This window comes from Streptomyces sp. NPDC048560 (genome assembly GCF_040650955.1).
Lineage (GTDB): Bacteria > Actinomycetota > Actinomycetes > Streptomycetales > Streptomycetaceae > Streptomyces.
In genome coordinates this window covers 167,329-191,845 of the sequence record NZ_JBEZIJ010000012.1, presented here as the reverse complement: position 1 = coordinate 191,845, position 24,517 = coordinate 167,329, and the positions used below count along the sequence as shown (strand labels likewise).

At 69.8% G+C, this 24,517-nt stretch carries 24 protein-coding genes; 8 read left to right on the top strand and 16 right to left on the bottom strand.

Annotation, left to right across the window (positions count from 1 at the left end; genetic code table 11):
- Positions 1–7: 7 nt before the first annotated feature.
- Complete coding sequence (locus AB0C82_RS29415; RefSeq protein WP_362847649.1) at positions 8–1,141, bottom strand: substrate-binding domain-containing protein; 1,134 nt, start codon at positions 1,139–1,141, stop codon at positions 8–10.
- Positions 1,142–1,427: 286 nt separating this feature from the next.
- On the opposite strand from AB0C82_RS29415, the gene AB0C82_RS29410 reads away from it, so the two are divergent.
- From AB0C82_RS29410 to AB0C82_RS29400, 3 genes are all read left to right on the top strand, one after another.
- Positions 1,428–2,000 (top strand): dihydrofolate reductase family protein, encoded by a 573-nt coding sequence (locus tag AB0C82_RS29410; protein WP_362847646.1) that lies wholly within the window; start codon positions 1,428–1,430, stop codon positions 1,998–2,000.
- Positions 2,001–2,408: 408 nt separating this feature from the next.
- Positions 2,409–2,768 (top strand): hypothetical protein, encoded by a 360-nt coding sequence (locus AB0C82_RS29405; RefSeq protein ID WP_362847644.1) that lies wholly within the window; start codon positions 2,409–2,411, stop codon positions 2,766–2,768.
- A 182-nt stretch (positions 2,769–2,950) separates the two neighbouring features.
- Positions 2,951–3,706, top strand: a complete 756-nt coding sequence (locus AB0C82_RS29400; RefSeq protein ID WP_362847642.1) for an alpha/beta hydrolase — start codon at positions 2,951–2,953, stop codon at positions 3,704–3,706.
- Between the two features lie 156 nt (positions 3,707–3,862).
- On the opposite strand, the gene AB0C82_RS29395 is transcribed toward AB0C82_RS29400, so the two are convergent.
- The 5 genes from AB0C82_RS29395 to AB0C82_RS29375 form a co-directional block, all read right to left on the bottom strand.
- A complete protein-coding gene (locus AB0C82_RS29395; protein WP_362847639.1) occupies positions 3,863–4,462 on the bottom strand; it encodes a hypothetical protein in 600 nt (199 codons plus the stop codon).
- Positions 4,459–5,901 (bottom strand): HAMP domain-containing sensor histidine kinase, encoded by a 1,443-nt coding sequence (locus tag AB0C82_RS29390; protein ID WP_362847971.1) that lies wholly within the window; start codon positions 5,899–5,901, stop codon positions 4,459–4,461. The genes AB0C82_RS29395 and AB0C82_RS29390 overlap by 4 nt, the downstream gene beginning before the upstream one ends.
- A gap of 80 nt (positions 5,902–5,981) precedes the next feature.
- Positions 5,982–6,665 (bottom strand): response regulator transcription factor, encoded by a 684-nt coding sequence (locus AB0C82_RS29385; protein ID WP_362847636.1) that lies wholly within the window; start codon positions 6,663–6,665, stop codon positions 5,982–5,984.
- Positions 6,666–6,711: 46 nt separating this feature from the next.
- Entirely contained in the window at positions 6,712–8,382 is a 1,671-nt protein-coding gene (gene murJ, locus AB0C82_RS29380; protein WP_362847634.1) for a murein biosynthesis integral membrane protein MurJ, read from the bottom strand.
- Positions 8,379–9,554 carry a peptidoglycan bridge formation glycyltransferase FemA/FemB family protein gene (locus AB0C82_RS29375; protein WP_362847632.1) on the bottom strand — a complete coding sequence of 392 codons (1,176 nt, stop codon included), beginning with the start codon at positions 9,552–9,554 and terminating at the stop codon, positions 8,379–8,381. Before AB0C82_RS29375 ends, murJ begins: the two co-directional genes overlap by 4 nt.
- Before the next feature lie 180 nt (positions 9,555–9,734).
- On the opposite strand from AB0C82_RS29375, the gene AB0C82_RS29370 reads away from it, so the two are divergent.
- Complete coding sequence (locus tag AB0C82_RS29370; RefSeq protein WP_362847630.1) at positions 9,735–10,940, top strand: Ig-like domain-containing protein; 1,206 nt, start codon at positions 9,735–9,737, stop codon at positions 10,938–10,940.
- Between the two features lie 154 nt (positions 10,941–11,094).
- Here AB0C82_RS29370 and thpR read toward each other — a convergent pair whose 3' ends face one another.
- The 5 genes from thpR to AB0C82_RS29345 all read right to left on the bottom strand — a co-directional run bounded on the left by thpR (position 11,095) and on the right by AB0C82_RS29345 (position 15,298).
- On the bottom strand, positions 11,095–11,676 hold the full coding sequence (thpR, locus tag AB0C82_RS29365; protein ID WP_362847628.1) for an RNA 2',3'-cyclic phosphodiesterase: 582 nt from the start codon (positions 11,674–11,676) through the stop codon (positions 11,095–11,097).
- Positions 11,677–11,963: 287 nt separating this feature from the next.
- On the bottom strand, positions 11,964–12,755 hold the full coding sequence (locus tag AB0C82_RS29360; protein ID WP_362847625.1) for an ABC transporter permease: 792 nt from the start codon (positions 12,753–12,755) through the stop codon (positions 11,964–11,966).
- Positions 12,752–13,768 carry an ATP-binding cassette domain-containing protein gene (locus tag AB0C82_RS29355; protein ID WP_362847623.1) on the bottom strand — a complete coding sequence of 339 codons (1,017 nt, stop codon included), beginning with the start codon at positions 13,766–13,768 and terminating at the stop codon, positions 12,752–12,754. The genes AB0C82_RS29360 and AB0C82_RS29355 overlap by 4 nt, the downstream gene beginning before the upstream one ends.
- Positions 13,769–13,833: 65 nt before the next feature.
- On the bottom strand, positions 13,834–14,682 hold the full coding sequence (locus AB0C82_RS29350) for a DUF4097 family beta strand repeat-containing protein (RefSeq protein ID WP_362847621.1): 849 nt from the start codon (positions 14,680–14,682) through the stop codon (positions 13,834–13,836).
- Between the two features lie 94 nt (positions 14,683–14,776).
- Positions 14,777–15,298, bottom strand: coding sequence for a hypothetical protein (locus AB0C82_RS29345; protein ID WP_362847619.1), 522 nt, complete (start codon positions 15,296–15,298; stop codon positions 14,777–14,779).
- A gap of 473 nt (positions 15,299–15,771) precedes the next feature.
- Here AB0C82_RS29345 and AB0C82_RS29340 point away from each other — a divergent pair, with 473 nt between their 5' ends.
- Positions 15,772–16,221, top strand: coding sequence for a spore-associated protein (locus AB0C82_RS29340; RefSeq protein WP_362847616.1), 450 nt, complete (start codon positions 15,772–15,774; stop codon positions 16,219–16,221).
- Positions 16,222–16,492: 271 nt separating this feature from the next.
- Here AB0C82_RS29340 and AB0C82_RS29335 read toward each other — a convergent pair whose 3' ends face one another.
- The 4 genes from AB0C82_RS29335 to AB0C82_RS29320 all read right to left on the bottom strand — a co-directional run bounded on the left by AB0C82_RS29335 (position 16,493) and on the right by AB0C82_RS29320 (position 21,328).
- Positions 16,493–17,458, bottom strand: a complete 966-nt coding sequence (locus tag AB0C82_RS29335; protein ID WP_362847969.1) for an endonuclease/exonuclease/phosphatase family protein — start codon at positions 17,456–17,458, stop codon at positions 16,493–16,495.
- Positions 17,459–17,661: 203 nt separating this feature from the next.
- A complete protein-coding gene (locus AB0C82_RS29330) occupies positions 17,662–18,600 on the bottom strand; it encodes a sigma-70 family RNA polymerase sigma factor (protein ID WP_362847614.1) in 939 nt (312 codons plus the stop codon).
- A 10-nt stretch (positions 18,601–18,610) separates the two neighbouring features.
- Positions 18,611–19,804 (bottom strand): FAD-dependent oxidoreductase, encoded by a 1,194-nt coding sequence (locus AB0C82_RS29325; protein ID WP_362847612.1) that lies wholly within the window; start codon positions 19,802–19,804, stop codon positions 18,611–18,613.
- A gap of 201 nt (positions 19,805–20,005) precedes the next feature.
- Entirely contained in the window at positions 20,006–21,328 is a 1,323-nt protein-coding gene (locus AB0C82_RS29320) for an MFS transporter (protein ID WP_362847966.1), read from the bottom strand.
- Positions 21,329–21,811: 483 nt separating this feature from the next.
- Here AB0C82_RS29320 and AB0C82_RS29315 point away from each other — a divergent pair, with 483 nt between their 5' ends.
- On the top strand, positions 21,812–22,774 hold the full coding sequence (locus AB0C82_RS29315; RefSeq protein WP_362847610.1) for an SDR family NAD(P)-dependent oxidoreductase: 963 nt from the start codon (positions 21,812–21,814) through the stop codon (positions 22,772–22,774).
- A gap of 49 nt (positions 22,775–22,823) precedes the next feature.
- On the opposite strand, the gene AB0C82_RS29310 is transcribed toward AB0C82_RS29315, so the two are convergent.
- Positions 22,824–22,955 carry a hypothetical protein gene (locus AB0C82_RS29310; protein ID WP_362847607.1) on the bottom strand — a complete coding sequence of 44 codons (132 nt, stop codon included), beginning with the start codon at positions 22,953–22,955 and terminating at the stop codon, positions 22,824–22,826.
- A 120-nt stretch (positions 22,956–23,075) separates the two neighbouring features.
- Here AB0C82_RS29310 and AB0C82_RS29305 point away from each other — a divergent pair, with 120 nt between their 5' ends.
- Together AB0C82_RS29305 and AB0C82_RS29300 are read left to right on the top strand one after the other, a co-directional pair.
- Positions 23,076–23,534: a hypothetical protein gene (locus tag AB0C82_RS29305; protein WP_362847604.1), complete on the top strand. Its 459-nt coding sequence runs from the start codon at positions 23,076–23,078 to the stop codon at positions 23,532–23,534.
- A gap of 300 nt (positions 23,535–23,834) precedes the next feature.
- Positions 23,835–24,005, top strand: a complete 171-nt coding sequence (locus AB0C82_RS29300) for a hypothetical protein (protein WP_362847601.1) — start codon at positions 23,835–23,837, stop codon at positions 24,003–24,005.
- Positions 24,006–24,517: the final 512 nt, after the last annotated feature.

Below are 24,517 nucleotides of genomic sequence, written 5' to 3'. Positions count from 1 at the left end.
TCGACGTTCAATCGGTCAAGAAACGGTCAATGAACGGTCGGTCGGATGCGTGGGCGCCGCACGACTCCCGCACGCGCAGCTGCGGCATCAGCTCGATGTGTGAGCTCTCCGCGCCCGGTTCCTGGAGCCGGCGCAGCAGGAGCTTCACAGCCGCTTCGCCCATCGCGTGCTTCGCCGGCGCGATCGAGGTGAGCCGTACGTCCGCCAGGCCGGCCAGCTCGTCGTCGTAGCAGACGATCGCGAAGTCCTCCGGCACGCGAAGCCCACGGACCGTCAGCCGTTGGAGCAGGTTGATCGCGTCGGCGTCGGTGTGCACGATCGCGGCCCTCACCCCGTCGTTGACGGCGAGGTCGAGGAGCCGGTCCACGTCCTGCTCGAACGTCTCGAATCCGCCGGGGCCGGTGGACCCGTGCGGGGACAGGTCGTCCGCGGGGAGTCCGAGGGAGTCGATCGCGGCGTGGTATCCGCGCCGGATGTAGGGGCAGGAATGCGTGGTCCGGGAGAGGAGGGCTACGCGACGGTGGCCGAGGGCGGCGAGATGGCGTACCCCCGAGGCGGTGCCCTGCGCATGGGCGGAGCTCACCCGGTCGCCCTCGGCACCTGGAGCGCCCACCGGGACGTGCCGTTCCACCAGGACGGCTGGGACCGGCAGGTCCGCGAGCTGCCGCAGGTCGTCCTCGTCCGGCCCCTCGACGCCCCAGCTGGGGGTCAGGAGCAGACCGGTGGCGCCTGCCTCGACGAGGGTCCTGACGCGGGTCGCGTCCTGGTCCCTGCGGTAGTCGGTCGTGCCGACGAGCAGCCGCGCCCCGACGGCCGCCGCCGCGTCCCGGGCACCGCGGATGACCGACGGATAGAAGTAGCCGGCCGCCGGTACCACCATGCCCAGCATCAGTCCTCCCGGGGCGGTGGGAGGTGCCGAGCGTGCGAGGCGGGTTTCGCGCGGGCTGAGCCGCGCTGTCGGCCAGACGGCTGATCCGTGCAGTCGCCGTACGAGCCCCACGTCGGCGAGTGCGGCGACGTCCCGTCTGGCCGTTTCGACGGAGGTGCCCAGGGCCGCTGCCAGATCGGCGATGCGCACGCTTCCGCGCTCCCGCACGAGCCGGATCACCCGCTTGTGCCGTTCGTCCACACGTTCACGCATGGGTTTCTTCCTCCCCGCCCCGCTCCCCGGTCCGTTCTCCGGCCGCGGTGGTCCGTCCAGCCCGTCCTGCGTCCGATGACCGCATGATGGCCGCGTCGAGCCCGGCACGGGCCGGTCGGACGTGATCGTGATCTTTCTTTGTTGTTCGTCCCGCGCTGTGTCGATGAGTTTCCTCATGCCCGGCAGTCATAGATCATGTCGGTACGGGCGACAGCCCCACCAGAGGCCGAAGCGCACACCGACCGAAGTTGCCGAGAACCAGACACGAGACACCGGGGAACCTTAGATGCGTACTCTGATCAGCACTGCCTTCATCTCCCTCGACGGTGTCATGGAGGCCCCGGGTGGCGAGCCCGGCTACCGCAACTCCGGCTGGACCTTCAAGGACATGGAGTTCCTCCCCGAGGCGTATGAGCTCAAGGGCCGGGAGCAGGCGGAAGCGACCGCGATGCTGCTGGGCCGCGCGAGCTACGAGGCGTTCAGCCCGGTGTGGCCGGACATGGAGGACTTCGCCGAGTACAGGGCGATGCCGAAGTACGTCCTGTCCACCACCCTCACCCAGGACGACCTGGTCACGAACTGGGGCGAGACCACGATCCTGCGCTCGCTCGACGACATCGCCGCGCTGAAGGAGACCGAGGGCGGCGCGATCATCATCCACGGCAGCGCCGCGATGAACCGGAGCCTGTCGGACGCCGGTCTGATCGACCGCTACCACCTCCTCGTCTTCCCGCTGCTGCTCGGTGCGGGCAAGCGCCTGTTCAGCGACACGGACAAGGACACGCAGAAGCTGAAGCTGGTCGAGCACGAGGCTTACGCCAACGGTATCCAGAAGAACGTCTTCGACGTCATCCGCTGACGAGCAGTCACCGCCCGTTTCCCTCAAGGCTTCCTCAGGAAATCCCGCATATACCGCGGTGATCGCGGAAGTTGCTTAGGTTGCAGCTGACCTGAACAGTCAACTCCGTTCCGTCGCAGGGGGAACGCCCGTGAGTGATTCGATGAGGACCGGCGTCGGGGGCGGTGGCCCTAAGGCACAGCGGAAGGCGGCGCCGCCTCCGCAGTGTGGAGAGCGGCCGCCGCCGTCCGGCGGGACCGACCGCGTGAAACGGCAATCGCGCTCACGCTCCCTGGCCCTCTGCCACGTCGTCCTGTCCGCCGCCCTTGCCGCCGGCTGCACGGGCGGCTCCAGCGAGCGGTCAGGGCCGACACACCGAAAGGGGTCACGTCGGAGCAACGGGCCCATCCCTCCCAGGCCTTAGGCCGCATGGAGGAGAGTCTCGGCGAGCGGGCCGAGGCGGCACTCGGTACCCAGAAGACCGACGACAGCGGTCCGCTGTTCGTCGAGGCGGGCCTTGAGCGCGTAGCCGACGGATTCCACACCGAGCCGGAACTGACACGCGGACACACGTACACACTGGCTGTCGCCTGCGTGGGTCAGGGCCGCGTCTCCCTCACCCTCGCCCCCGAAGCCACCGGCCGCCGGACCGTGGACTGCGACGGGGTCCCGTATCGCCTGGACATCACCGCGTCATCGGCGCGGATCAGGATCGGCACCGACGCGATGCCGGGAGCCTCGGGAATGGTCGCCTGGCGGCTGGACAGGGCAGACACCCGATCCGGGTGACAACGGCCTGACCTTCCCCGGTCGTACGGCGCGCCTGAGCCGGGCCGCGAACTGCCCTGTGCCCTGTCCGGCAGCTCGGTTCCCGCGCTGCCGCTCTCCACGCGGTCTGGACAGTGCACCGACTGCTCGGCCACGCTGCTTCAGGCCATCCGGCCGGCCGTCGCCAGGAGAGGACCCTCGTCATGAGCACTGCGCACCGCCTGCTCGGTTCCGGAGACCACAAGGTCCTGGTGCTCCACGACTGGTTCGGCACGAGCGCCGGCTGGGGTTCCTTCCTGGACTATCTGGACGGCGACACCTTCAGTTACGCCTTCCTCGACTACCGCGGCTACGGTGACCGCAAGGACGTCACCGGTGCGTACACGCTCGCGGAGATCGCCGACGACGCCCTCGCCCTGGCCGACGAGCTCGGCTGGGAGAACTTCTCCCTCGTGGGCCACTCCATGGGCGGCAAGGCCGTCCAGCAGGTGCTGGCACAGGCCCCGCACCGGGTACGCAAACTGGTCGGCCTGGCCCCGGTCCCCGCCGGTGCGTACCCCCTCGACGCCGACGGCGAAGCCCTCTTCTTCGGCGCCGCACTCGACCGCGACAAGAGACTCGCCATCGTGGATCTGGTCACCGGGCAGCGCGCGAGCAGGGCGTGGGTCGCCCTGATGGTCGACCGTTCCATCGAGCACTCGACCCGTGAGGCGTTCGGCGGGTACGTCCAGGACTGGGTCACCGCGGACCTGGCCCACCGGATCTCCGGCAGCCCCGTCCCGGTCAAGGTCATCGTGGGCGAGCACGATCTCGCGCTGACCGCCGAGGTGATGCGCGGTACGTGGCTCGCCCACTACCCGAACGCGGAGCTGGAGGAGATCGCCAACAGCGGCCACTACCCGATGCACGAGACACCGGTGGCACTGGCGACGTCACTTGAGGCATTCCTGCGCGCCTGAACGCCCTCGCACTGAGCTCGACCCGTACGTCTTCCGGCGATGGCGGTCTACACGCCGATGATCGAGGTCTGCCCCGGCGGCCGGCGGCATTCGGCCCGGAATCGCCGGAGTACCGGACACCGCCGTCACCGATGACCCGGACATGCCCGGCGTCCGCTACTCCGGCGGCGTCCGCAGTTGCGCCGGCGTCGGCCAGGCGTCGCAGGGCTCGGGTGCCAACGCAGCGTCCGTGCCCCGCAGTCTCACCATGACGCTGCCGTCCGGGCTCTCCGCATACGCGACGGTGCAGACGAGCTGACGTCTGGCAGGTCCGGTCAGACCACGCACGGGGTTGCCCACCACGACGTCCGCCGTCTTGCCGGACAGTGAGATGCGGACATCGGCGATCGCGGCGGTCAGTGACGAATCGTTGCGCATCCCGGCCCGGCGCTCCGCCTTCTGCGGGCCCGCAACCAGCGCGGCCACGGTTTTCTCCGTCGGCGGCCGGGTGGGGGCAGCCGAATCGGCCCCGCCGTCGGTGGAGGAGCTGTACTCCCCGCCGAAACCCCCGGAGTCCCCGTCGCCCACAATCCGCGCCACCGGCATCAGGGCGCCGTCCGGGGAGAGGAAGAAGAGCAGCATCCGGACCTGCCGTGCCGGGAGTATGTCCACGGTCGCCGGGCCACTCGCCCCCACGACATCCGTTTCCTGGATGCCGCACGCGGTGAGTGCCGCCAGCGCCGCCACGCCTGCGGCAGGACGAAGGAACGGCCTCATTCCGATGTCTCCCCTTCGCCGGGCCGAGTGGCCAGCGGTATCTCGACCGTGAAGACCGCGCCGCCCCCCGGACCGTTCGCGGCCCGGACGGTGCCGCCGTGCAACCGCACGTTCTCCTGCGTGATCGCGAGTCCGAGACCACTGCCCGCCGTGCGGACACGAGCCGCGTCGGCCTTGTAGAACCGGTCGAAAATATGCGGCAGCACGTCGGGCAGGATGCCGGGGCCGTTGTCGGTGACCTGGGTGACCAGCACCTCCGTCCCGTCCGCGGCCGAACCGGTGTCCACCCGTACGGTGACGGGCCCGCTGCCGTGCCGCAGCGCGTTGCCGACCAGGTTGGCGACCACGACGTCGAACCGGCGCGGGTCCAGGCGGATCCTGATGCCCTCGCGCAGCTCGGTGCGGACGAGACCGTCCCAGTGCCGGTTGTGGAGCGTCTTGCGCACGGTTTCCGCGGCGTCGACCTCGTCGGTGTTCAGCTCGGCGGCGCGGGCGTCGAAGCGGGAGATCTCCATCAGGTCCTCGACGAGCACGGCGAGCTTGCCGGTCTCCGCGCTGATCAGCCGGACCGCCCGCGCGGTGTCGGGGTCGAGGCTGTCGGCGTCCTCGTCGAGGACCTCGGTGACGGCGAGCATCCCGGCGAGCGGGGTACGCAGTTCGTGCGAGACGTCGGATGCGAACCGGCGGGCGCGGGCTTCGGCACGCTTGAGCTCGTCCACGGAGCGTTCCAGTTGGCCGGCCGACTCGTTGAACGTACCTGCCAGCCGGGCGAGTTCGTCGTTCCCCCTGACCGGGATACGGGTGTCGAGGCGGCCGCTGCCCATGGAACGGGCAGCATCGTTCAGCGCACGGACGGGGCGCAGCACACTGCGCGCCGCGATCAGTGCGGGCACGAGGGCGATGACCAGGCCGGGCAGCGCGCCGTTGCGCGCGGCGGTGAGCAAGGCGTCGACGTTGTCCTGTTCGACCGTCATCCGCATCACGGCGAACAGGAGGAGCCCGGTGGGCAGGCTGCTGCTGCTCACGTCGGTCCTGGTGACGACGGGGATGCCGATGGTCAGGTAGGGCACGTCGTTGCTGACGACCCTCTGGAAACCGCCGTACGGCGAGGAGAGGGCGATGCGCCGCAGCTCGGCGGTGACCACCGAGGAGGTGGGGCTGGTGCCGGAGGAGACGCGCAGTGAACCGTACTCGGCGAAGACGATCCAGGGGCGCGGTTTCGCCTTGCTCGCGATGACGAAAAGTGACTCCCGGAGCATGTCGGGGTCCACCGGCAGTGAGGGGGCCAAGGTCTCGGCCTGCTCGCGGAAAGACGTCACCGCCGTGTCCTGGGCACCGGCCAGAACGGCGTTGCGCGCCTCACGGTAGGTGAGAGCGGCGGTCGTCCCGGCGCTGACCGCTGCCACCAGCAGGAACGCGAGGACGAGACGGGTACGCAGGCCGAACGGCCCTGTCCGGTGCGGTCGGTCGGATCGCGGAACACGGCTCGCGGCGCGGGAGGGGTGGGCGCCGGGGGAGGTCACAGCGGCCCGAAGCGGTAGCCGAAGCCGCGCAGCGTCTGTATGTAGCGTGGGCTGCCCGGTGTGTCCTCGATCTTGTTGCGGAGACGTCGTACGCAGGTGTCCACGAGGCGCGCGTCACCGTGGTAGCTGTGCTCCCACACGTGCTCCAGGAGTTGCTGACGGCTGAAAACCTGCTCGGGCGCTGCCGACAGGTGCAGGAGCAGTTTCATCTCGGACGGGGCGAGCGCGACGCGCGTCCCCTTCTTGGCGACGGTGAGTCCGGTGCGGTCCACGGCGAGGTCACCGTGGAACTCCACGGCGGGTCTTCCGCCACCGGGCGCCTCGATCCTGCGCAGCACCGCACGGATGCGGGCTTCGATGACCTCGGTCCTGGCGGGTTTGACGATGTAGTCGTCGGCACCGGCCTCCAGGCCGACGACGACGTCGAAATCGTCGTCCCGCGCGGTGAGCATGATGATCGGCAACTGGCTGTCCTCGCGCACCCGGCGGCAGACCTGCACCCCGTTCATGCCCGGGAGCATCAGGTCGAGCAGGAGCAGATCGGGCCGGAACTCGACGAGCGCGGCGAGCCCGGCCTCGCCGGTGGCGGCGGTCCGTACGTCGTGACCGCGCCGGCGTAGTCCGAGCTCGACCCCTTCGCGCACGGAGGGGTCGTCTTCGATGAGGAGCACGCGTGGCATGGGCAAAGTATCCCTGGGAGCTGGGTGAAAGGGAGGGGCGGGCCGCTCATCGCCTGCGGCGCAGGCGGGCGGCCGCGCCGGTGACGAGCGCGGCGATCTCGGTCAGCCGCAGCGGGCGGGCCAGCAGGAGGAAGACGGCGCTGATGGCCAGGGCCCCCGCGCCGGTGGCCGCGGCCGGCCCGCCGGGGGCCGCCCAGCGCGCGGTGACGTATCCGACCAGCGTCGCGGGAACGGCGGCGAGCAGCAGCCGGGCCTGCGCGGCGAGCGTCGCGGACCGCCACAACGTGGGTGCCCGCGTGTGCTTCCCGGCGAGGCCGCGGTTCAGTACGAGGGCGGTGACCGCCCAGCCCACGAACAGGGCCAGCGAGTACGCCCCGGCAATGCCCGTCACCGCCCAGCGCGCCGGTAGCAGCACGTACGCGGTCACGGACAGGCCCGCGTTCAGTCCGGCGATCAGCAGGTTGATGAGGAAGGGGGTGCGCGTGTCGGACAGCGCGTAGAAGGTGCGGGACAGGACGTACTGCCCCGAGAAGGCGATCAGCCCCGGTGCGAACGCCATCAGCGTGCCCGCCATGACGGCGATGTCGCCCGCGTCCGTCTCGCCGTACCCGAACACGAGTGTCATCGCGGGCAGGGCGAGGGCGAACAGCGCGCACGCCGCGGGTACGACGGCCGCCGCACTCGTGCGCAGCGCGTACGAGAGGTCACGCCGTATCCCCACCGTGTCGCCGTCGGCGGCGGCCGCGCTCATCCGGGGCATCAGCGCCGTCACCAGCGACACCGTGATGATGCCGTGCGGCACCGCCCACAGCAGGTAGGCGTTGTTGTAAGCGCTGAAACCGGCACCCCCGTCGATGCCGGCCGCTTGCGCGCGCACGCCCGCCGCGGTGGCCAGGCGTGTCGTTACCCAGTACGCCGCCTGGTTGGTGAGCACCAGGAGCACCAGCCACCCGGCGGACCGCAACGGGCGGGTGAGCCCGCTGCCGCGCCAGTCGAAGCGGGGACGGAAGCGGAAGCGGGCCGCGCGCAGGGCAGGCACCAGAGCCAGCGCCTGGACGGCTATGCCCGCGGTGGTGCCCCACCCGAGCAGTGCGGTCTCCGACGTGGTGAGTGACCCGCCGTCGCCGGCCGCGAGGTACAGGCCGAAGCACGCGACGACGACGACGTTGTTCAGGACGGGTGTCCACATCATCGCGCCGAACCGGCCACGCGCGTTGAGCACTTGGCCGAGCAGGGTGAACAGCCCGAGGAAGAAGATCTGCGGCAGACAGTAGCGCGCGAAGGCGACCGTCATGGTGGCCTGCCCGCCGGTGTAGTCGGTGTACGCGCCGACGATCGCGGGCGCGCCCCACACCGCTGCCCCGGTGATCACCAGCAGGACGAGGACGCAGACGGTGAGGAGCCGGTCGGTGTAGGCCGCTCCGCCGTCCTGGTGCTGCTTGGCGGCCTTGACGAGTTCGGGTACGAACACCGCGTTGAGGGCGCCGCCGATGAGCAGCATGTAGACGATGGTGGGCACGGAGTTGCCGACGGCGTACCCGTCCGCGGCCAGCCCAAGGCCGAGTGCGGCGGCGACCACGGAGGACCGTACGAACCCGGTCGTCCGGGAGACGACCGACCCGGCGGCCATGATCGCGCCGCTGCGCAGGACGGAGGGGGACCGGGGCGGCGCCGCCACGTCGGATGCGGGCGTCGTCGTCGTGGACGGAGTGCTCATCGACGCGCCAAGTACGCCTGAAAGGCGCGGTGGAGCGCATGGTTGGCTGTGCCGTCCAACGGTCTCTCCCATTCCCCCAGCGTCTCGACGACCTCGCCTCCGGTGCCGAGCTTCCAGCGCAGCAGTCCGTGGGCCCGGTCGTCGGGATCGAGGGTCGAGGGTACCCCGCGCATGTCGTAGACATCGGCGCCCAGCGCTTGGGCGTCGAGCATCATGCGCCACTGCAGAAGATTTGAGGGACGCACCTCGCGACGGTGGTCGGCGGAGGCGCCCGTCTGGTACCAGACCCGGCATCCCACGCGGACCATGGTGTGTGCGGCGAGTGTCTCGCCCCCGTGTCGGGCGAGGTAGAGCCTCATCCGGCCGGGTTCCTCCGCGTTGAGCGCCGCGTACTGGCGCTCGTAGTACTCCAGCGACCTGCCCAGCCGGAATCCGTCACGCTGCTCGGTGATCCGCAGCAGACGGTAGAACTCGGGGAGGTCCGCCGCGTCGCCGACGACGACCTCGACCCCGGACTTCTCGGCACGGCGGACGTTGCGGCGCCACTCCTGGTTGAGCCCGGCCCACAGGTCGTCGGGTCCACGCCCGCGGAGCGGAACGCGGAAGACATGGCGCGGTTGCGCGTCCCCGTCCTCCTCCCCGCCGCACCTCTGCCACCCCCGGGCGCGCAGCCGCTCGGCGACCGCCGTGCCCAACGGGTCGACCTGACTCGCGAGGACGTCGGAAAGCCTGCGGCCCGGCCCCGTCGCCGACTTCACCCGCGCAGCGCTCCAACTGCGGTACGCCGGCGAGGGCCCGATCCGTACGGCGAAGGCGCCCGCCGCGCGCAGGTGCCGCAGCAAGGGGCTGAGCCAGCTGTCGATGCCGGGATCCGCCCAGTCGGCGACGGGACCCTCCGGCAGGTAGGCGAAGTACTTCCGCGTGCCCGGCAGTTGACGCAGAAGGACGAGCGCCCCACCGGACAGCCTGCCGGACTCCGCGTCCTGCCCCCAGCCCACGAACTGCGAGCGCCAGCCGTCCTTGACCTGTGCCCAGGAAGGGCACTGAAGGAATCCCGGGCCCAGCTCCCGGCCTTCGCCGGAGGCCAGAAACGTGCGGTACACGGCGGGCGTGACGGGCCCCAGCGGTAGTTCATGGCCGAGGCGGTCGGCCGTCACGAGCAGCTCTGACACGGTATGAGCCTTTCTCTGGGCGGAATACCGCCGATGCTCACAGCCGTCAGTGACCGCTCCACGCGCCTTGTGTGACCGGACGGCGACCGTTTCCCCGCAGTCGCCGTCACACGGCTGCATTCGCTCTCACCTGCGGTTCTTCCGCCCTACAGTCGCTGCATTCCCACCGAACGACGATGGATGGAGGCTCAGTTGAGCCATATACGGGTGCGCATCGCGATGGTCGCGGTGCTCCTGGCACCGCTCGCCGCGTGTTCGCCGGGACCCGGCTCCGAGGCCGCGACCCGGAGCGCCGGCCAAGGTGGCACGGAGTCCGAACGGGGCCGCCCCGCGACCGTGACCACGCTGCCCGAGGGCCGCGGAGTCAGGGCCGGTGTCACGGTGAAGGTCACGGCGGCGGGAGGCACACTCACCGCGGTCACCGTCACCGACGCCGCCGGCCACGCGCTGGGCGGCACGGTCTCACCGGACGGGGCGAGCTGGGTGTCCCGGCGCAAGGCGGCACCCGGCACCTCCTACACGGTGACGGCCACCACCGCGGCGAAGGGCGGCACGAAGAGCACGACCACCTCCGTGTTCACCACGGCCGGAGCCGACAAGATCAACAAGGTCGACTGGCGGCCGGGTACCGGATCAACCGTCGGCATCGCACAGCCGGTCTCCCTCGTCTTCGACCATCCGGTCACCGACAAGGCGGCGGTCGAGGAGCAACTGAAGATCACCACCTCGAACGGGACCGTGGGCTCGTGGGGCTGGATGAAGGACTGGTCCGGCCGGGACCGGGTCGACTGGCGGCCGAAGGGTTACTGGAAGCCTGGTACGAAGGTCACCCTCGACGCCCAGCTCGACGGCACCGATTCCGGAGAAGGCGGCTGGTTCGTCCGCGACTACTCGACCACGTTCACCATCGGCGCGGGACACGTCGTGAAGGTCGACCTCGACCGCAAGCTGCTGACCCTGGAACGGGACGGCAGCACGGTCCGCACGATCCCGGTCTCCGGTGGCACACCCGGCGGCGACAAGCGTTCCTGGCGTGGCACCGCGGTGCTGATGGCCAAGGAGGGCACGATCAACATGAATTCGGAGACCGTCGGACTCGGCGATGCCTACGACAAGATGGTCGACCACTCGATGCGGCTCACATGGTCCGGCATGTACGCGCACGCCGCACCCTGGAACGACCGGTGGTTCGGCAAGGCCAACATGAGCTCCGGATGTATCGGCATGAGCGACGCCGACGCCGACTGGTTCTACGGCCAGGTCCGCCCGGGCGACCCGTTCGAGATCACGGGCCGCGACACGAAGGGCACAGTCGCGCCGGGCAACGGCTTCGGTGACTGGAACGTGCCGTGGGACCGGTGGCAGACGATGAGCGCTTTGCGCTGACCATCTCGGCCGGTATCCGACCGGGCCCGTCCCCCGAACCGGGGACGGGCCCGAAGGATGCCGACGCCGGCTGCAGTCGCGATCACCTCGATCTCCTGCTCCGGCGGCCCGGCGGCCTGGCGGACACTGTGAGTCCGTTCAAGACCCGGTGTCATTACGGCTGCTGGAGGGCCCAGGCCTCGATGTCCCGGTAGTGGATCGGTCCAGCGCTACGACCGACGTTGCTGCCGACCAGATGCAGCCGTTCGGCCGGCCATCGGTGGCCGGTGAATCCGGTGAGCCCTCCGGCGATCTCTCCTGCCGAGGTCCGGTCTCCACGGCGGGCGCGCGCCAACGTCAGATGCGGGCGCATCGGCCGGTCCTCGAAGGCGACACCGCAGCCCTTGACCACGGTACGCACGTCGGCGGCGAGCATGTGCAACTCGTCGAGGTCCCCGTCGATTCCGCTCCACAGCACCCGGTCGTCGAAGCATCCGCTGCCACGCAGAGCCAGGCACGGTGGTCGGCGGTCCGCAGCGAGGGCAGCGAGAGGCGGGCGCAGGAGCGGAACGGTCTCGACCGGCAGTTCGCCGAGGAACGCCAGCGTGATGTGCCAGTCCTCGATACGGTTCCACCGCATGAGCGGGTACGCGTCGTAAGCGGGTCGCAGCTCCCTGGCCAGTTCTTCTTTCGCGGAATCGGGCGGGGCGAGGGCGATGAACACGCGAACGGTCGCGGGCTGAATCTGTTCGTTCACACCGCCTTCGTACCGCATCGGGAGGTCGGGGGCGACGATCGGGGTCTGGGGAGGTGCGCAGGCGGCGGGCAGCGGGTTGAAGGGTCGCCCCCCGTTATGGTTGCGGGCGGCCTGTGTCGCGCGCATTGCTGCCCGTCCCGAGATTGCTCGACCAGACGACCGGGGCTGCCGGAGTGCACCGCGCTCGTCGACCCCAGGACATGGTCTTCCCGGCCCAACGGCGCTCACCCGGACGCTCGCAGGCAGTGCCTGCGAGCGTCCGGGTGAGCGTGGTGCGTGGTTCTCCGTCAGCTCGGGTCGCTGTTGAACTTGGAGGTGGACCAGAAGTATCCGAGAGCGGTCAGCCCCAGGCACCAGGCGAGGGCCAGCCAACCGTTGTGGCCGATCGGGGTGCCGAGCAGCAGGCCGCGCAGGGTCTCGATCGCGGGGGTGAAGGGCTGGTACTCGGCGATCGGCCGGAACCAGCCCGGCATGGTGTCGGCGGGGATGAAGGCGCTGGAGATGAGCGGGAGCAGGATCAGGGGCATGGCCATGTTGCTGGCTGCCTCGGCGTTGGGGCTGGCCATGCCCATGCCGACCGCGATCCAGGTGAGTGCCGTGGCGAACAGGACGAGCAGTCCGAACGCGGCGAGCCATTCCAGGGCGGTGGCGTCCGTGGACCGGAAGCCGATGGCGACGGCGACGGCGCCGACGAGGACCAGGCTGGCGAGGACCTGCAGCACGCTGCCGACGACGTGCCCGACGATCACCGAGCCCCGGTAGACGGCCATCGTGCGGAAGCGGGCGATGAGGCCCTCGGACATGTCCATCGAGACGGATACCGCCGCACCGATCACGGTGGAGCCGATGGTCATCATCAACAGGCCCGGGACGATGTAGGCGATGTAGTCGGAGCGGTCCGCCCCGCTGCCGCCGATGCCCGCGCTCATCACGTCGCCGAAGATGTAGACGAAGAGCAGCAGCATCATGATCGGCGTGAGCAGGAGGTTCAGCGTCATGGACGGGTAGCGCCGGGCGTGCAGCAGGTTGCGGCGCAGCATCGTGGAGGAGTCGCGGACGGCGAGGGAGAGGGTACTCATCGGGCGTTCTCCTTGGTCTGGTCGGCCTGGTCGGCCTGGCTGGGCACGGTGGAGCTGGTCAGGGCGAAGAACACGTCGTCGAGGTCGGGGGTGTGCACGGTCAGTTCGTCGGCCTCGATGCCGGCGGCGTCGAGCCAGTCGAGGATGGCGCGCAGTTCGCGCTGGCTGCCGCCGCTCGGGATCTGGAGCGTCAGTGCCTCGTCGTTCCGGGTGGTCTCGCGCAGGGCGACGGCGGCGTTCTGATAGGTGTCCGGGTCGGCGAACCGCAGTCGGACGTGTCCGCCGGGGATGAGCCGCTTGAGTTCCTCGGCGCTGCCCTGGGCGGCGATCCTGCCGTCGTGCAGTACGGCGATGCGGTCGGCGAGTTCGTCGGCCTCCTCCAGGTACTGGGTGGTGAGGAAGACGGTGACGCCGCCGGAGACAAGCCCGCGGATGATCTGCCACATGTTGTGCCGTGAGCGGGGGTCCAGGCCGGTGGTCGGTTCGTCGAGGAAGATGATCCGGGGGGCGCCGACCAGGGTCATGGCCAGGTCCAGGCGGCGCTTCATGCCGCCGGAGTAGCTGGAGACCGGCTTCTTCGCGGCGTCGACCAGGTCGAAGCGTTCGAGGAGGTCCGCGGCGACCCGTCGGCCCTCGTCCCTGGGCAGGTGGTGCAGGTCGGCCATGAGGAGCATGTTCTCCTCGCCGGTGATCAGCCCGTCCACGGCGGAGAACTGTCCGGTGACACCGATCGCGGCACGCACGGCCTGCGCGTCGGTCGTCAGGTCGTGGCCGCCGACGTGCAGTTCGCCGGCGTCGGCGCTGATGAGGGTCGAGAGGATCTTGACGGCCGTGGTCTTGCCGGCACCGTTCGGGCCGAGGAGGGCGAAGACGCTACCCGCCGGGATGTGGAGGTCGATGCCGTCGAGGACGGTCTTGTCGCCGTACGACTTGCGCAGACCGGTGGCGGAGACTGCGGCCGGAGGCGTGCGACCGTCACTCCGGGTGGACGTGGGCATGACAGAAGAAGGCATGGAACCCTCCTGGTAGAAGGCTGAAGAGGATGGGGGAGCAGGTGAGTTGAGGCCCGTGCCTACGGTCAGGCCTTGGCGCGGCGCACGTCGATGTTGCCGTACCGGGTGCGGGCGCGGATCTTGACGGTGTCCTCGGCCTCTTCCGGAGTCTCGGACGCGGTGAGCGTGTTGCGTACCTGCCCGGAGCTCGACTGGACGTCGAGCCAGGCGGCCGTACCCTCGCGGACGCCGACCTCGATGGCGCCGTAGGAGGTCTCCAGCTGGACGGTGCCGCGGGCGACCTCGCCCACGCGCAGGGTGCCGTGGGCGGTGGTGGCGCTGACCGAGTGCTCGGCGCGCCGGACCTCGATGTCGCCGTTAGCTCCGCTCACCCGCAGCTCGCCGGTCGCGGCGCCGACGGTGGTGGTGCCGTGGGAGTTCTTCAGGACGGCCGGGCCGTCGATGAGGCCGATGCGCAGGCTGCCGGAACTGGTGGTGATCTCGGCCGCACCCTCCACGCGGTCCACGGTGATCGAGCCGTGCGATGCGGTCAGATTCAGCGGGCCGGTGGTGTCGAGGCGGACGTCTCCGGACGAGGTCTTCACGCGGACCTCACCGAGCCGCCCTTCACCGAGCATCTGGGCCCAGGAGCCGGTCATGTCGACGTGTGAGCCCGTGGGCAGCTGAACCGTCACATCGACGGTACCGGTGCGGCCGAGGCCGAAGAGATTGGCCTTGGGCGTCCGGACGCTCAGTACGCCGTTGGCGTACGTGACCTCGGTCTGGTCGGCCGACCGGATGTCCTGGTCCTTCTTGGGGTCGCGGGGCCGCACCTCGACGACGGTGTCGAGGCGGTCACCCGCGGTGAACTGGATGGAACCGGCCTCCACGTGCGCCGTGGCCGAGATCGGTTCGGGAGTGTCGAAAGAAGGCATGGCTGTCCCGTCCTCTTGGGTCTTCATTGCGTCCCCGCTGGTGGGACGTGGTGTGGGTGAAGTCGATGCGGGCAAGGTGGCGGCGCCGGTACGGCTAGCGCACCCAGCCGGTGAAGCTCTGTCCGACGCTCTGGGCCTTCTCGGTCGTACGTGGCCGGGTACCCGCCGTGTCGACCGCGGCAGACACGGCCCGCACCAGCCACGCGTTGACCGACAGGCCCTCGCGGCTCGCAGTTTCCTCGGCGCGCGCCTTGAGGTGGGCCGGCAGGCGCAGGTTGACGCGGGCGGTGCCGCCTTCGTCGCCGTCGGCCGGGGCCGGGGCCCTGAGCGGTTCGACGGGTGCGGCCGGTCCCGCCGGCGTGCCACCGTCGGTGGGCGGCAGAGTCACCACGAAGTCGGGGTCGAGGCCCCGCAGCCGTACGTCGACCGAGCCGGGGGCGAGTTCGCGGGTGATCTCGTCCATCGCGGCGGAAAGCACGTTCAGCATGGTCAGCCGGGTCGCCGACTCCAGCGGAGCGGTTAGCCTCTCGGCCAGCTCGCGGGCTTCGTCGCCGCCGGCCTCTGCAGCCACCGCGAGTTCGCGGTGGAGAGTGTCGATGTACGGGGTGAGGTCCATGACGCCATGATGGCACCACAATGGCGTCATCTGCAAGCAGGGGCGTGACATTTTTCCTCAGTGACCGTGAGAAGGCTCTTTGACCTGCGGAAACGTGATGGCGCCTGTCTGGCGATTGGTGGCGCCATTCGAGCTCATTCGCCTCGGTGGGCGCGAAATGACGTCGAGTGGCACCGGATGGCGCCGGGGTGGCACCAGGTGGAGCCAAGCGGGGAGTCGAGTGGGGGAGTCGATTGGTGTCCGGTGGCGTCAGCCGGTGCCGGCGGGGCGAAACGCCGCGCCCTCGCGCAAGGGATGTTCTGCGCGCGCAGCCCCATCCGTCTCGTGAATCCCTGCCGTATCAGCCCTCGTCGGCGCATCACATGATTCATCTAGGAATTCCGGGTATCTCTGAGTTTCGGCACAACCATCCTCGCCACTCGCGGGTCACATCAAGTGGGAGCAAACCGCTCTCGCAGACACAAGGGGGAAATATGGGAAGTGTGCGTAATGTCGTGACTGTCGGGGCGCTGGCCACCCTGGTGGTGGGGGCCACGGCCGTGTTCGGTGCGACGGCCTCCGCCGCACCCAACGTCACACCGCAGGGTGTCTGCGGCAGTGCCTACAAGACCGTCAACTCGGTTCCCGTCGGCTCGCTGGGCACCGTCTACCTGACGTACAACTCCTCGAACGGCAAGAACTGCGTGGCGACCATCCGCGCCAACCCGGGCACGGCCAGGGACATGTCCACGTACATCTACGTCCCCGACACGGACCAGTGGGCCGGGGACTCCGGCTACTTCACGTCGTACGCGGGGCCGGGTTACGTCTACGGCAAGGGTCACTGCGTGAGTTGGGGTGGCCACATCACCAACGTGTACGTGTCGGTGGAGAACTCCAACTGCGCGGCACGCAAGGAACAGCGGGTCACCGAGATCCGCTGATCCCGCTCATCACCCGGTCCACGAGTTCCCGCGCCGGCCCCACCGGTACCTGGAGCCTTGCCGCTGACGGTTCAGGGGCGGTCGCCATGAGCCGCGGGCGGCGCGGGATCTCGTCGTGGACCGGCCTGCGGCGGCACGGGCGGCGTGAGGCGGAATGTCCCGCGCGGGTGCCGATCGACCTGCTCCGGCCCACTCCACGAGCCGGAGCAGGGAGGGCGTCACTCACCATCACGCACCGTAATGCCCGGAGCTGTTGACACCGGCACTGGTCTCAGCGCCGAGTGATCCCGGCGATGACGGGCAGATGGTCGCTGCCGGTCCCGGGCAGGGTGCGGATCTGGGTGACGGTTGCCGTGCGGGCCATGACCTGGTCGATACGGGCCAGTGGGAAGGCGCCGGGGAAGCTGAAGGCGAAGCCACCCTCCGCGACGTTCATCCGTGAGGTCAGCGGGGCCAGCCCGCGGTCGTCGACCGTGCCGTTGAGGTCGCCCAGCAGGATCACTGCTTTCACCGGTTCCGCCGCGACGGCCCTTCCGAGCAGGGTGGCGCTCTCGTCCCGCCAGGAGGAGGCGAGTCCGCCGACTCCGACACGTACCGAGGGCAGGTGCGCGACGTACGCGGCGACCTCGCCGCGCGGCGTGTGAACCACGGCCCGTAGCCCACGGTTCCAGGCCTCCGTGATCCCCGCAGGTTTGATGTGCAGGAGCCGGTCACGGGTCAGCGGGTACTTCGACCAGAGCCCTACGGTGCCGTGAACCGCGTGATGCGGGTATGCCGGGGCGAGAGTCCTCTCGTAGACCGGCAGCGCCGAGGGCACCAACTCCTGGAGCGCGATGAGATCGGGGCCGGCGTCAGCCAGGGTCCGGGCCGTGCCCGCAGGGTCGGGGTTCTCATCGCTGACGTTGTGCTGCACCACGACGAGGTCCGGCACGCCAGGACCTCCCCCCGGCAGCAGCAACCCACCGAAGAGGTATGTCCAGGTCGCCGCCGGCAGCAACAAGGCCACCAGTGCGGTGGCTGAACGGCGGAGCAACGCGATGCCGAAAAGGATCACGACCACCAGGCCGAGCCAGGGCAAGAACGTCTCGAGCAAACTCCCCAGCCGGCCGGGGGAGTTGGGCACCGCCCGAGGGAACGCCAGTAGTCCGGCCGTCAGTACGGCGAACGCGGCGGACACCCGCCCCCGCGCCCAGACCGACCGGCCCTTCCCTTCACCTTCCCCGCCCCGGGCCCGCAGCCAGGCCCGGCACCGTACCCACCAGGGCGCAGCCGCCTTCACCGTGGACGTCACACCGCTGCCCGCCTGCTCCACCTAGTTTCCCCATCGTTCGGTCTCTTTCCCCAGGACGAGTCACGGGGTGAATCAGTTGCCGGTTTCGTCGGTGACTGTAGGGGCCAGAAGCGGGGACGTCCGTGCTCCGTCTCGGGGCACCGCGCCTGTCACCAAGCGCTGATGACCGGCGCGTCGGGTTCGTGCCGGCGCCAGGCCTCGTCGAGGCGCGCGAGCCGGTCCGAGGCGGCGATGCCGTGCAGGGACGCGACCTTGTCGTCGATGACCTCGAACGCCACGGCGCCTGCGACCCGGCCGTCGACCACCGCCAGAACGGCCGTGGAGCCGTTGACCACCGCGATATGGAACGCGGGCGAGCCACCGGCCAGCCGCCGCTTCGCCGGCGTGGGCTTGAAGCCGGCGCGTACGAAGGTGGCGACACGCTCGCGCGTCCTGTACCGCAACAGCCGCTTGGCCAGTCCGGCGCCGTCCGAGACCGCTGTCACGTCGTCGGTGAGCAGCGCCACCAGCCGTTCGGTGCGCCCCGACATGGCGGCGGCGAGGAACTCCTCGACGACCCGGCGCGCGGACGCGGGGTCGGTCCCGGCCCCACGGTGGCGTTCGGCGGCGACCCGGGTCCGGGCCCGGTGGACGTGCTGCTGGCTCGCGGACTCGGTGATGTCCAGGATCCCGGCGATCTCAGCGTGGCTGTACGAGAAGGCCTCACGCAGGACGTACACGGCCCGCTCGACCGGCGAGAGGCGCTCCAGGAGGGTCAGTACGGCCAACGACACCGACTCGCGCTGCTCGAAGGTCTCGGCAGGGCCGAGCATCGGGTCGCCATCGAGGAGGGGCTCAGGCAGCCAGGCACCGGCTGCTCGCTCGTGCCGCGTCTGTGCCGAGCGAAGCCGGTCGAGGCAGAGATTGGTGACGACCTTGGTCAGCCACGCCTCCGGCACCCTGACCTGTTCCCGGTCCGCGGCCTGCCAGCGCAGGAACGCGTCCTGCACGGCGTCCTCGGCGTCGGCTGCCGAGCCGAGCAGACGGTACGCGAGCGAGGCCAGCCGGCCCCGGCCGGCCTCGAAGCGATCGACGGCTGCGCTGTCCATGCGGCACAGCCTATGCGGCGACCCTCGCACCGGCCCGGTCCTCCCGCGCGGTGGTCAGGCGGCGCCTGCGCTTCGGCATACCGAAGGTCGGGTGGGCGATGCCCCACCCGGCTCCCTTCAGCACGCCCGACTTGAGACGCGCGGCGGTGCGGCCTCCCAGGTACCAGGACTTCGACCGGACGTTCCCGTCCACCATCTGGAAGATCGCGTCCCGCCGCCCCAGGCTGATGTGGTTGCCGTGGTACTTCAGCCCGGTGACAGGGACCTCGCCGCCTGTCAGGCGCGCGATGATCGCGGCGGTCGCCTGCATGTTGGTGAAGCCTGCCGAGGCGCAGGACATCGGCAGCGGGCGCCCGTTCTCGCCGATCGCGTATGCGGAGTCCCCGGCGGCGTAGACGTCCGGGTGAGAGACCGAGCGCATGGTGCGGTCGACGACGATCTGGCCCGTCTCGGTAACCTCCAGGCCGCCGGCGGCCGCGATCTGGTGCACGGCGAACCCGGCGGACCACACGGTCACGTCGGCGGGGATCGACGTGCCGTCGGCGGCGATCGCCCGTGTGGGCTCGACGGCTTCGATGCCGGTGTGCTCGTGGACGGTGATGCCGAGCCGGCCGAAGGCCTGGCGCAGGTGCCGGCGCGCCTTCGGCGAGAGCCATGCACCCAGCTCGCCCCGGGCTGCGAGCGCGACCGAGAGGTCGGGCCGGGACTCGGCGAACTCGGTGGCGGTCTCGATACCGGTGAGCCCCTCACCGACGACGAGCACACTGCCTCCCTCGCCCAGGCCGGCCACGCGCTCGCGCAGGCGCAGCGCTGAGGGCCGGCCGGTCACATCGAAGGCGTACTCGGCCACGCCGGGTACGCCGTGGTGGGCCACCGAGCTGCCGAGCGCGTAGAGCAGGGTGTCGTACGCGAGCTCGCGGTCGCCGTCCTCGCCGGTCACGGCGACAGTCCTGCGCTCCGGCGCGACGCCGGTGACGCGCGCGACGCACAGTCGCACCCCGGTGCCGGCGAACACGTCGGAGAGCTTGCGGGTAACGATGTCCTGTCCGGTCGCCAGCTGGTGGAGCCGCATCCGCTCAACGAAGTCGGGCACGGCGTTGACGACGGTGATCTCGGTATCGGCGGGGAAGAGCCGACGGGCCAGGTTTCCGGCGGCGAATGCCCCGGCGTATCCGGCACCGAGTACGACGATGCGGTGCTTCATGACGTTGCTCCTGTCTCGTTCGTGTGCCCTCTGAACGGGACGGCTCCTCGATTCCTGACAGAATTGGATGTGACGTGGGTCACATGCGCATGTGGTGGGCGGCTGCGCCTCCGACAGGCCGTCGACCCCAAGCCAGGAGCCACTGCCGAGCCTTGCGAACTTCGGCCAGGTTGTCGGACGAGGCCGTGGCGCCGCCTGCTGTCATGGGCCGTTCTCCACTGCTGCGCCCCGGCCGGCATCGGTGGCGCGGGGGACCGCGTCGTGGGCTTCAGGCGGTGCGGCCCGCTGTGGTGCGTCGGGCGAGGACGGAAGCTCCCGTCCCAGGCGGGCCAGCGGGGACAGAACCATGATCACGGGGGACAGCATCATGCCCGCGGCCGTGACCAGGAGGCTGGTGCGCAGTCCCCACTCCGTCGCGAGAAACCCTCCGAGCAGGGAGCCGAGCGGGGCCATCCCCATACCGACGAACGTGATCGTCGCCGCCGCGCGGGCCTGCACCCCGTCAGGAGTGACTGTCTGCCGCACCGCCATGACCGTGACATTGACCAACTGACCGGCCGTCCCGAACGCGAAGTTGATGGCGAGGAGCGCCGTAACCGTCAGCGCCGAGGAGCCGTGCAGTGCGGGCACACACAGGAACACGCCGTCGCCGAGTGCCGCAGCGGAGACGAGCACCGCGCCGTAGCCGAACCGGCTCGGCAGGCGGGCGGCGAGCATCGAGCCCAGCAACGCGCCCGGCCCCATCGCCGCTAGCGCCAGCCCCACGGTGGTGCCGGACAGAAGCAGTTCCCGTGGCAGGAAGAGCAGATAGACGGTCATCATGGCGGCGAAGGAGAACTGGAAGGCGGCCGAGGCCGAGCACACGGTCCGCAGGGAGGTATCGCTGACGACGAAGCGGAGGCCCTCATGGATCCGTCGCCATATCCGCGCGGGACGTTCCTGGCGCTCCGGCATCACTTCGGTCCGGCGGATCCTCCGGATCGACTGGAACGACAGGGCGAAGAACACCGCGCCGGATGCGGCAGCGATCGGCGCCGACAGTAGTGACACCAACGAACCGCCGAGGGCGGGCCCGCCGATCTGCGCTGCGGACCGGCTCCCCTCAAGCGCGCTGTTGCCCCGCAGCAGATGATCGCGTGTCACCAGCCGTACGAGGGAAGCCTGATACGCCACGTCGAAGAACACGGACAGCGCCCCGACGGCGAAGGTGACCACCAGCAGCGCGGGCAGATCGAGCCGGCCGAGGAGAGCGGCGATGGCCGCAGTGCCCAGTACCAGGGTCCGGCCGGCGTCGGTCACCACCATCACAGTTCGCGTCCGCCACTGGTCCACCCAGGCGCCGACGAAGAGCGAGAGCAGCAGGATCGGCGCCTGCCCCACCGCACGGAGGATGCCCAACTCTGCGGCGCCGGCGTCGAGCGTCAGGACGGCGAAAAGCGGCAGCACGATCAGAGTGGTGTGTTCGCCGAGCTGGGAGGCCGTCTGACCCACCCAGAGCCTGCGGAAGTCGCGATCCCGCCACAGACTTGGCGCAACAGCTGGGCCGGAATCGCGTGCAGCGGAGGGAGTGGACGGCACGAAGGTTCCTTGGTTGCCGACGAGGAGGCCCGTCACCCGGCGCGCACCAGATGCGCCTGCGATTTCGGGCAGGGGAAGGCTCGCTGTGCCGCAACATCAAGGACGGCACGCGATGACGGACCGCTCACGGCCTACAACGTCAACGCGCGCTCGGACGACCGACCATGCCTCAGCTCCTTGTGGCTCACTGGCTGCGGCCAAACCCTAGCTGTCGGCCGCCTGCCGCGAAAGCCGGTTTCGTTCGACGCTCGCGCGGACCAAGTCGACCGCAACCGTGGTGCGGAGAGGGGAGAGTGAGCCGTGTTGTGCAGGTGCGCGCGAAGGCCGGATGGTGTGGTGGACGCCCTCAGGCATCAGGGCACCGGGCACGGAGCATCGCCGTCATCATCCCTTGACCTAGAGCGCGGTCCAGCATCTAGCGTCTTCGTCATGACGACACCTCAGCACAAGATCGGGTCAGGCTTCGGTGCCCGGAGCACCGCGGATGACGTCCTGAGCGGGATCGACCTGTCCGGCAGCACTGCGATCGTCACCGGTGGCTACTCGGGGCTCGGCCTGGAGACGACCCGCGCCCTCGCGGGCGCCGGAGCCCGTGTCGTAGTCCCTGCCCGGCGGCGGGCGGCCGCTCAGGAGGCAGTCGAGGGCATCGACGGCGTCGAGACGGACGACCTCGACCTGTCCGACCTCGAAAGCGTCCGCGGCTTTGCCGAGCGGTTCCTGGACTCGGGCCGCGACATCGACATCGTGATCAACAACGCCGGGGTGATGGCCTGCCCGGAGACGCGGGTCGGCCCGGGATGGGAAGCGCAGTTCGCCACCAACCACCTCGGTCACTACGCGCTGATCAACCACCTCTGGCCGGCGATCGCCCGCGGTGGCGCGCGCGTGGTCGCCGTGTCCTCCGGCGCTCACGGCATCACGGGCGTGCGCTGGGACGACGTACATTTCGAGCGCGGCTACGACAGATGGCAGGCGTACGGGCAGGCGAAGACGGCGAACGTCCTGTTCGCGGTGCAGCTCGACGCTCTCGGCCGCGACGCCGGAGTCAGAGCGTTCGCGCTGCATCCGGGAAGCATCCTCACTCCTCTGCAGCGCCACCTCGCGAAGGCGGAGATGGTGGACGCGGGATGGATCGACGAGCACGGCAATCCGACCGACCCCACGTTCAAGACGCCCGGGCAGGGCGCGGCGACGCAGGTGTGGGCGGCGACCTCACCTCAGCTGGCGGGTATGGGCGGCGTGTACTGCGAGGACTGCGACGTAGCCGAACCGGCGGGCGACAGCTCGGAAGGCGGCGTGCACGCACACGCGACCGACTCCGAGCAGGCCGCGCGCCTGTGGGCGCTGTCGGCCGACCTCACGGGCGTCAACGCCTTCGCAGCGGCAAGCTAGTGCCGCATCAGGCAACGTCTGCCCGTTTGCGCATGGGGTCTCTCACCGATCAGGTGAGAGTCTCCTGAGCCCAACGGGCAATGCCGCCGAGCTTGGTAGCCGCGATGTCGATGTCGCCGGTTCGCACCGGCTGCTCGACTTCGTAGTCGTAGCCTTCGAGGCCGCACACCTCTTCAACCATCCGCCCAAGGCGATACGCCTCCGCCATGATCGGCAGCGCTTTGCTTCCCGTAGGACCCCGGGCTGTCAGTGGTCGCTGGGATACTCGGCGGACACGGCACACCCAGGAGGCCCAGCACCCATGACCGACAAGCAGCAGGCACCGACCGCCGCCGAGCTCCACGAGGTGATGAAGGAACTGCACGCCGTACAAGGACGGGTGCAAGACACTTACCTGCGGCTGTGGTCAGCTCCGGAGACGTGTGATGTCGCCTACCAGATCGAGGACGCGGCCGGAGACATCCGCCGCGCCTGGGAGGCGCTGGAGAGGATCTCGGGAAGCTTCGCCCGCGTCTACGTCATTCCTGGAACCGAGAGCCTGTGCGGAGTGCCGTGGGGTGTCTGCCCGGACCACGGGAACACCCTCCGTGTCAGCGAAAGGAAAACCTGGTGCACGGTTGCGGAGTGCTCACACAAGTGGGCTTATGACAAGCTCAGTAATCCATGCGCTGAGCCTGTGACCGATACGGTCACGGACGCTCGTGGAAAGTCGTTTCTGGCCTGCCGGGCACATGCGACGGACGCCGGGAAGAGGTTGTAGGGCTGCGCCGGTCCGGCTGAGTCCGGCTGACCGCGGCCATAGGGCGCGGCTGCGTGGCGGCGCCGCGAACGCGGAGACGGCGGCGCGATGACTGACTAGAGCCAGACTGACGTAGGACGGCTTGCGGTCGGCTTTGCGCGTGGAGGACCGCGCCTTCACGCTCAGTTCAATTTCCTTGCTGCTTCGGCGCCTACCAGCGACTCTGGACCGGTGCCAGGACAGGGGAAGAGGAAGCGGCGGCAAGAGGCCGAGAGACGGCGGTTCGCTGCCCGCACTGCGCCGGACGCGGGGCGGTGGGAAGTGATCTTCGAGAGTCAGGACAGGGCGGAGTTGCGCGTGCGCCTGCGCCGGCTTCGTGAAGCACAGGTCGACGAGTCGATGATCCGGATCGACGTGCTGTGTGGCCGCTCGGTGCAGCCGACCACCTACCGGCTGAGTTGGTTCGTCGCAGACAGCCGCGTCCAAGTCTGACAGTGAGCACGCTCTTCATTCGAACTCCTTCTGCGGGCGGACGTCCGTCTCCCCGCCCTGTGCGCCGCCTGGTTGAGCCGCTCGGGTGGTCCCTGACACGTCGACGAAGAGGGGCGCGCGTCCGTCAGGAGGGGTCGCACCTTGGCCGCCCGCGCCCCCGGACCGCGCCGAAAGCCCGTAGAGCGGTTCACCCGGGACCCGGACCCTGCTGCTGTACGAGCCGCGTCGGCACGCCACGCGAATCGTCCGCAGCCGCAGCTGACGGAACTCCTCGATGACGAGGAGGGCTCATGCCGGAGAGCATGGCGCAGGGGTCTGACATTTCCGGCTGCCGAGTCACTGCTCTGCTGCGGGCTGCCGGGGAGCGCTGAACGTGAGAGCGGTGCGTTAGCAGGACGTCAGTGGAACGGCAGCGCCAGGAGCGAAGCTTTGACTGGCCGCACTGATCGTTTCACCCGGGGAGCCCCACATACGCACCTTCACACGCGGCCCCGCCGACACGGACGACACAG

Coding starts and splice junctions, on each gene's coding strand:
- AB0C82_RS29415 (WP_362847649.1), bottom strand. CDS start 1,141: ATGCGTGAACGTGTGGACGAACGGCACAAGCGGGTGATCCGGCTCGTG.
- AB0C82_RS29410 (WP_362847646.1), top strand. CDS start 1,428: ATGCGTACTCTGATCAGCACTGCCTTCATCTCCCTCGACGGTGTCATG.
- AB0C82_RS29405 (WP_362847644.1), top strand. CDS start 2,409: ATGGAGGAGAGTCTCGGCGAGCGGGCCGAGGCGGCACTCGGTACCCAG.
- AB0C82_RS29400 (WP_362847642.1), top strand. CDS start 2,951: ATGAGCACTGCGCACCGCCTGCTCGGTTCCGGAGACCACAAGGTCCTG.
- AB0C82_RS29395 (WP_362847639.1), bottom strand. CDS start 4,462: ATGAGGCCGTTCCTTCGTCCTGCCGCAGGCGTGGCGGCGCTGGCGGCA.
- AB0C82_RS29385 (WP_362847636.1), bottom strand. CDS start 6,665: ATGCCACGCGTGCTCCTCATCGAAGACGACCCCTCCGTGCGCGAAGGG.
- murJ (WP_362847634.1), bottom strand. CDS start 8,382: ATGAGCACTCCGTCCACGACGACGACGCCCGCATCCGACGTGGCGGCG.
- AB0C82_RS29370 (WP_362847630.1), top strand. CDS start 9,735: ATGGAGGCTCAGTTGAGCCATATACGGGTGCGCATCGCGATGGTCGCG.
- AB0C82_RS29360 (WP_362847625.1), bottom strand. CDS start 12,755: ATGAGTACCCTCTCCCTCGCCGTCCGCGACTCCTCCACGATGCTGCGC.
- AB0C82_RS29355 (WP_362847623.1), bottom strand. CDS start 13,768: ATGCCTTCTTCTGTCATGCCCACGTCCACCCGGAGTGACGGTCGCACG.
- AB0C82_RS29350 (WP_362847621.1), bottom strand. CDS start 14,682: ATGCCTTCTTTCGACACTCCCGAACCGATCTCGGCCACGGCGCACGTG.
- AB0C82_RS29345 (WP_362847619.1), bottom strand. CDS start 15,298: ATGGACCTCACCCCGTACATCGACACTCTCCACCGCGAACTCGCGGTG.
- AB0C82_RS29340 (WP_362847616.1), top strand. CDS start 15,772: ATGGGAAGTGTGCGTAATGTCGTGACTGTCGGGGCGCTGGCCACCCTG.
- AB0C82_RS29330 (WP_362847614.1), bottom strand. CDS start 18,600: ATGGACAGCGCAGCCGTCGATCGCTTCGAGGCCGGCCGGGGCCGGCTG.
- AB0C82_RS29325 (WP_362847612.1), bottom strand. CDS start 19,804: ATGAAGCACCGCATCGTCGTACTCGGTGCCGGATACGCCGGGGCATTC.
- AB0C82_RS29315 (WP_362847610.1), top strand. CDS start 21,812: ATGACGACACCTCAGCACAAGATCGGGTCAGGCTTCGGTGCCCGGAGC.
- AB0C82_RS29310 (WP_362847607.1), bottom strand. CDS start 22,955: ATGGTTGAAGAGGTGTGCGGCCTCGAAGGCTACGACTACGAAGTCGAG.
- AB0C82_RS29305 (WP_362847604.1), top strand. CDS start 23,076: ATGACCGACAAGCAGCAGGCACCGACCGCCGCCGAGCTCCACGAGGTG.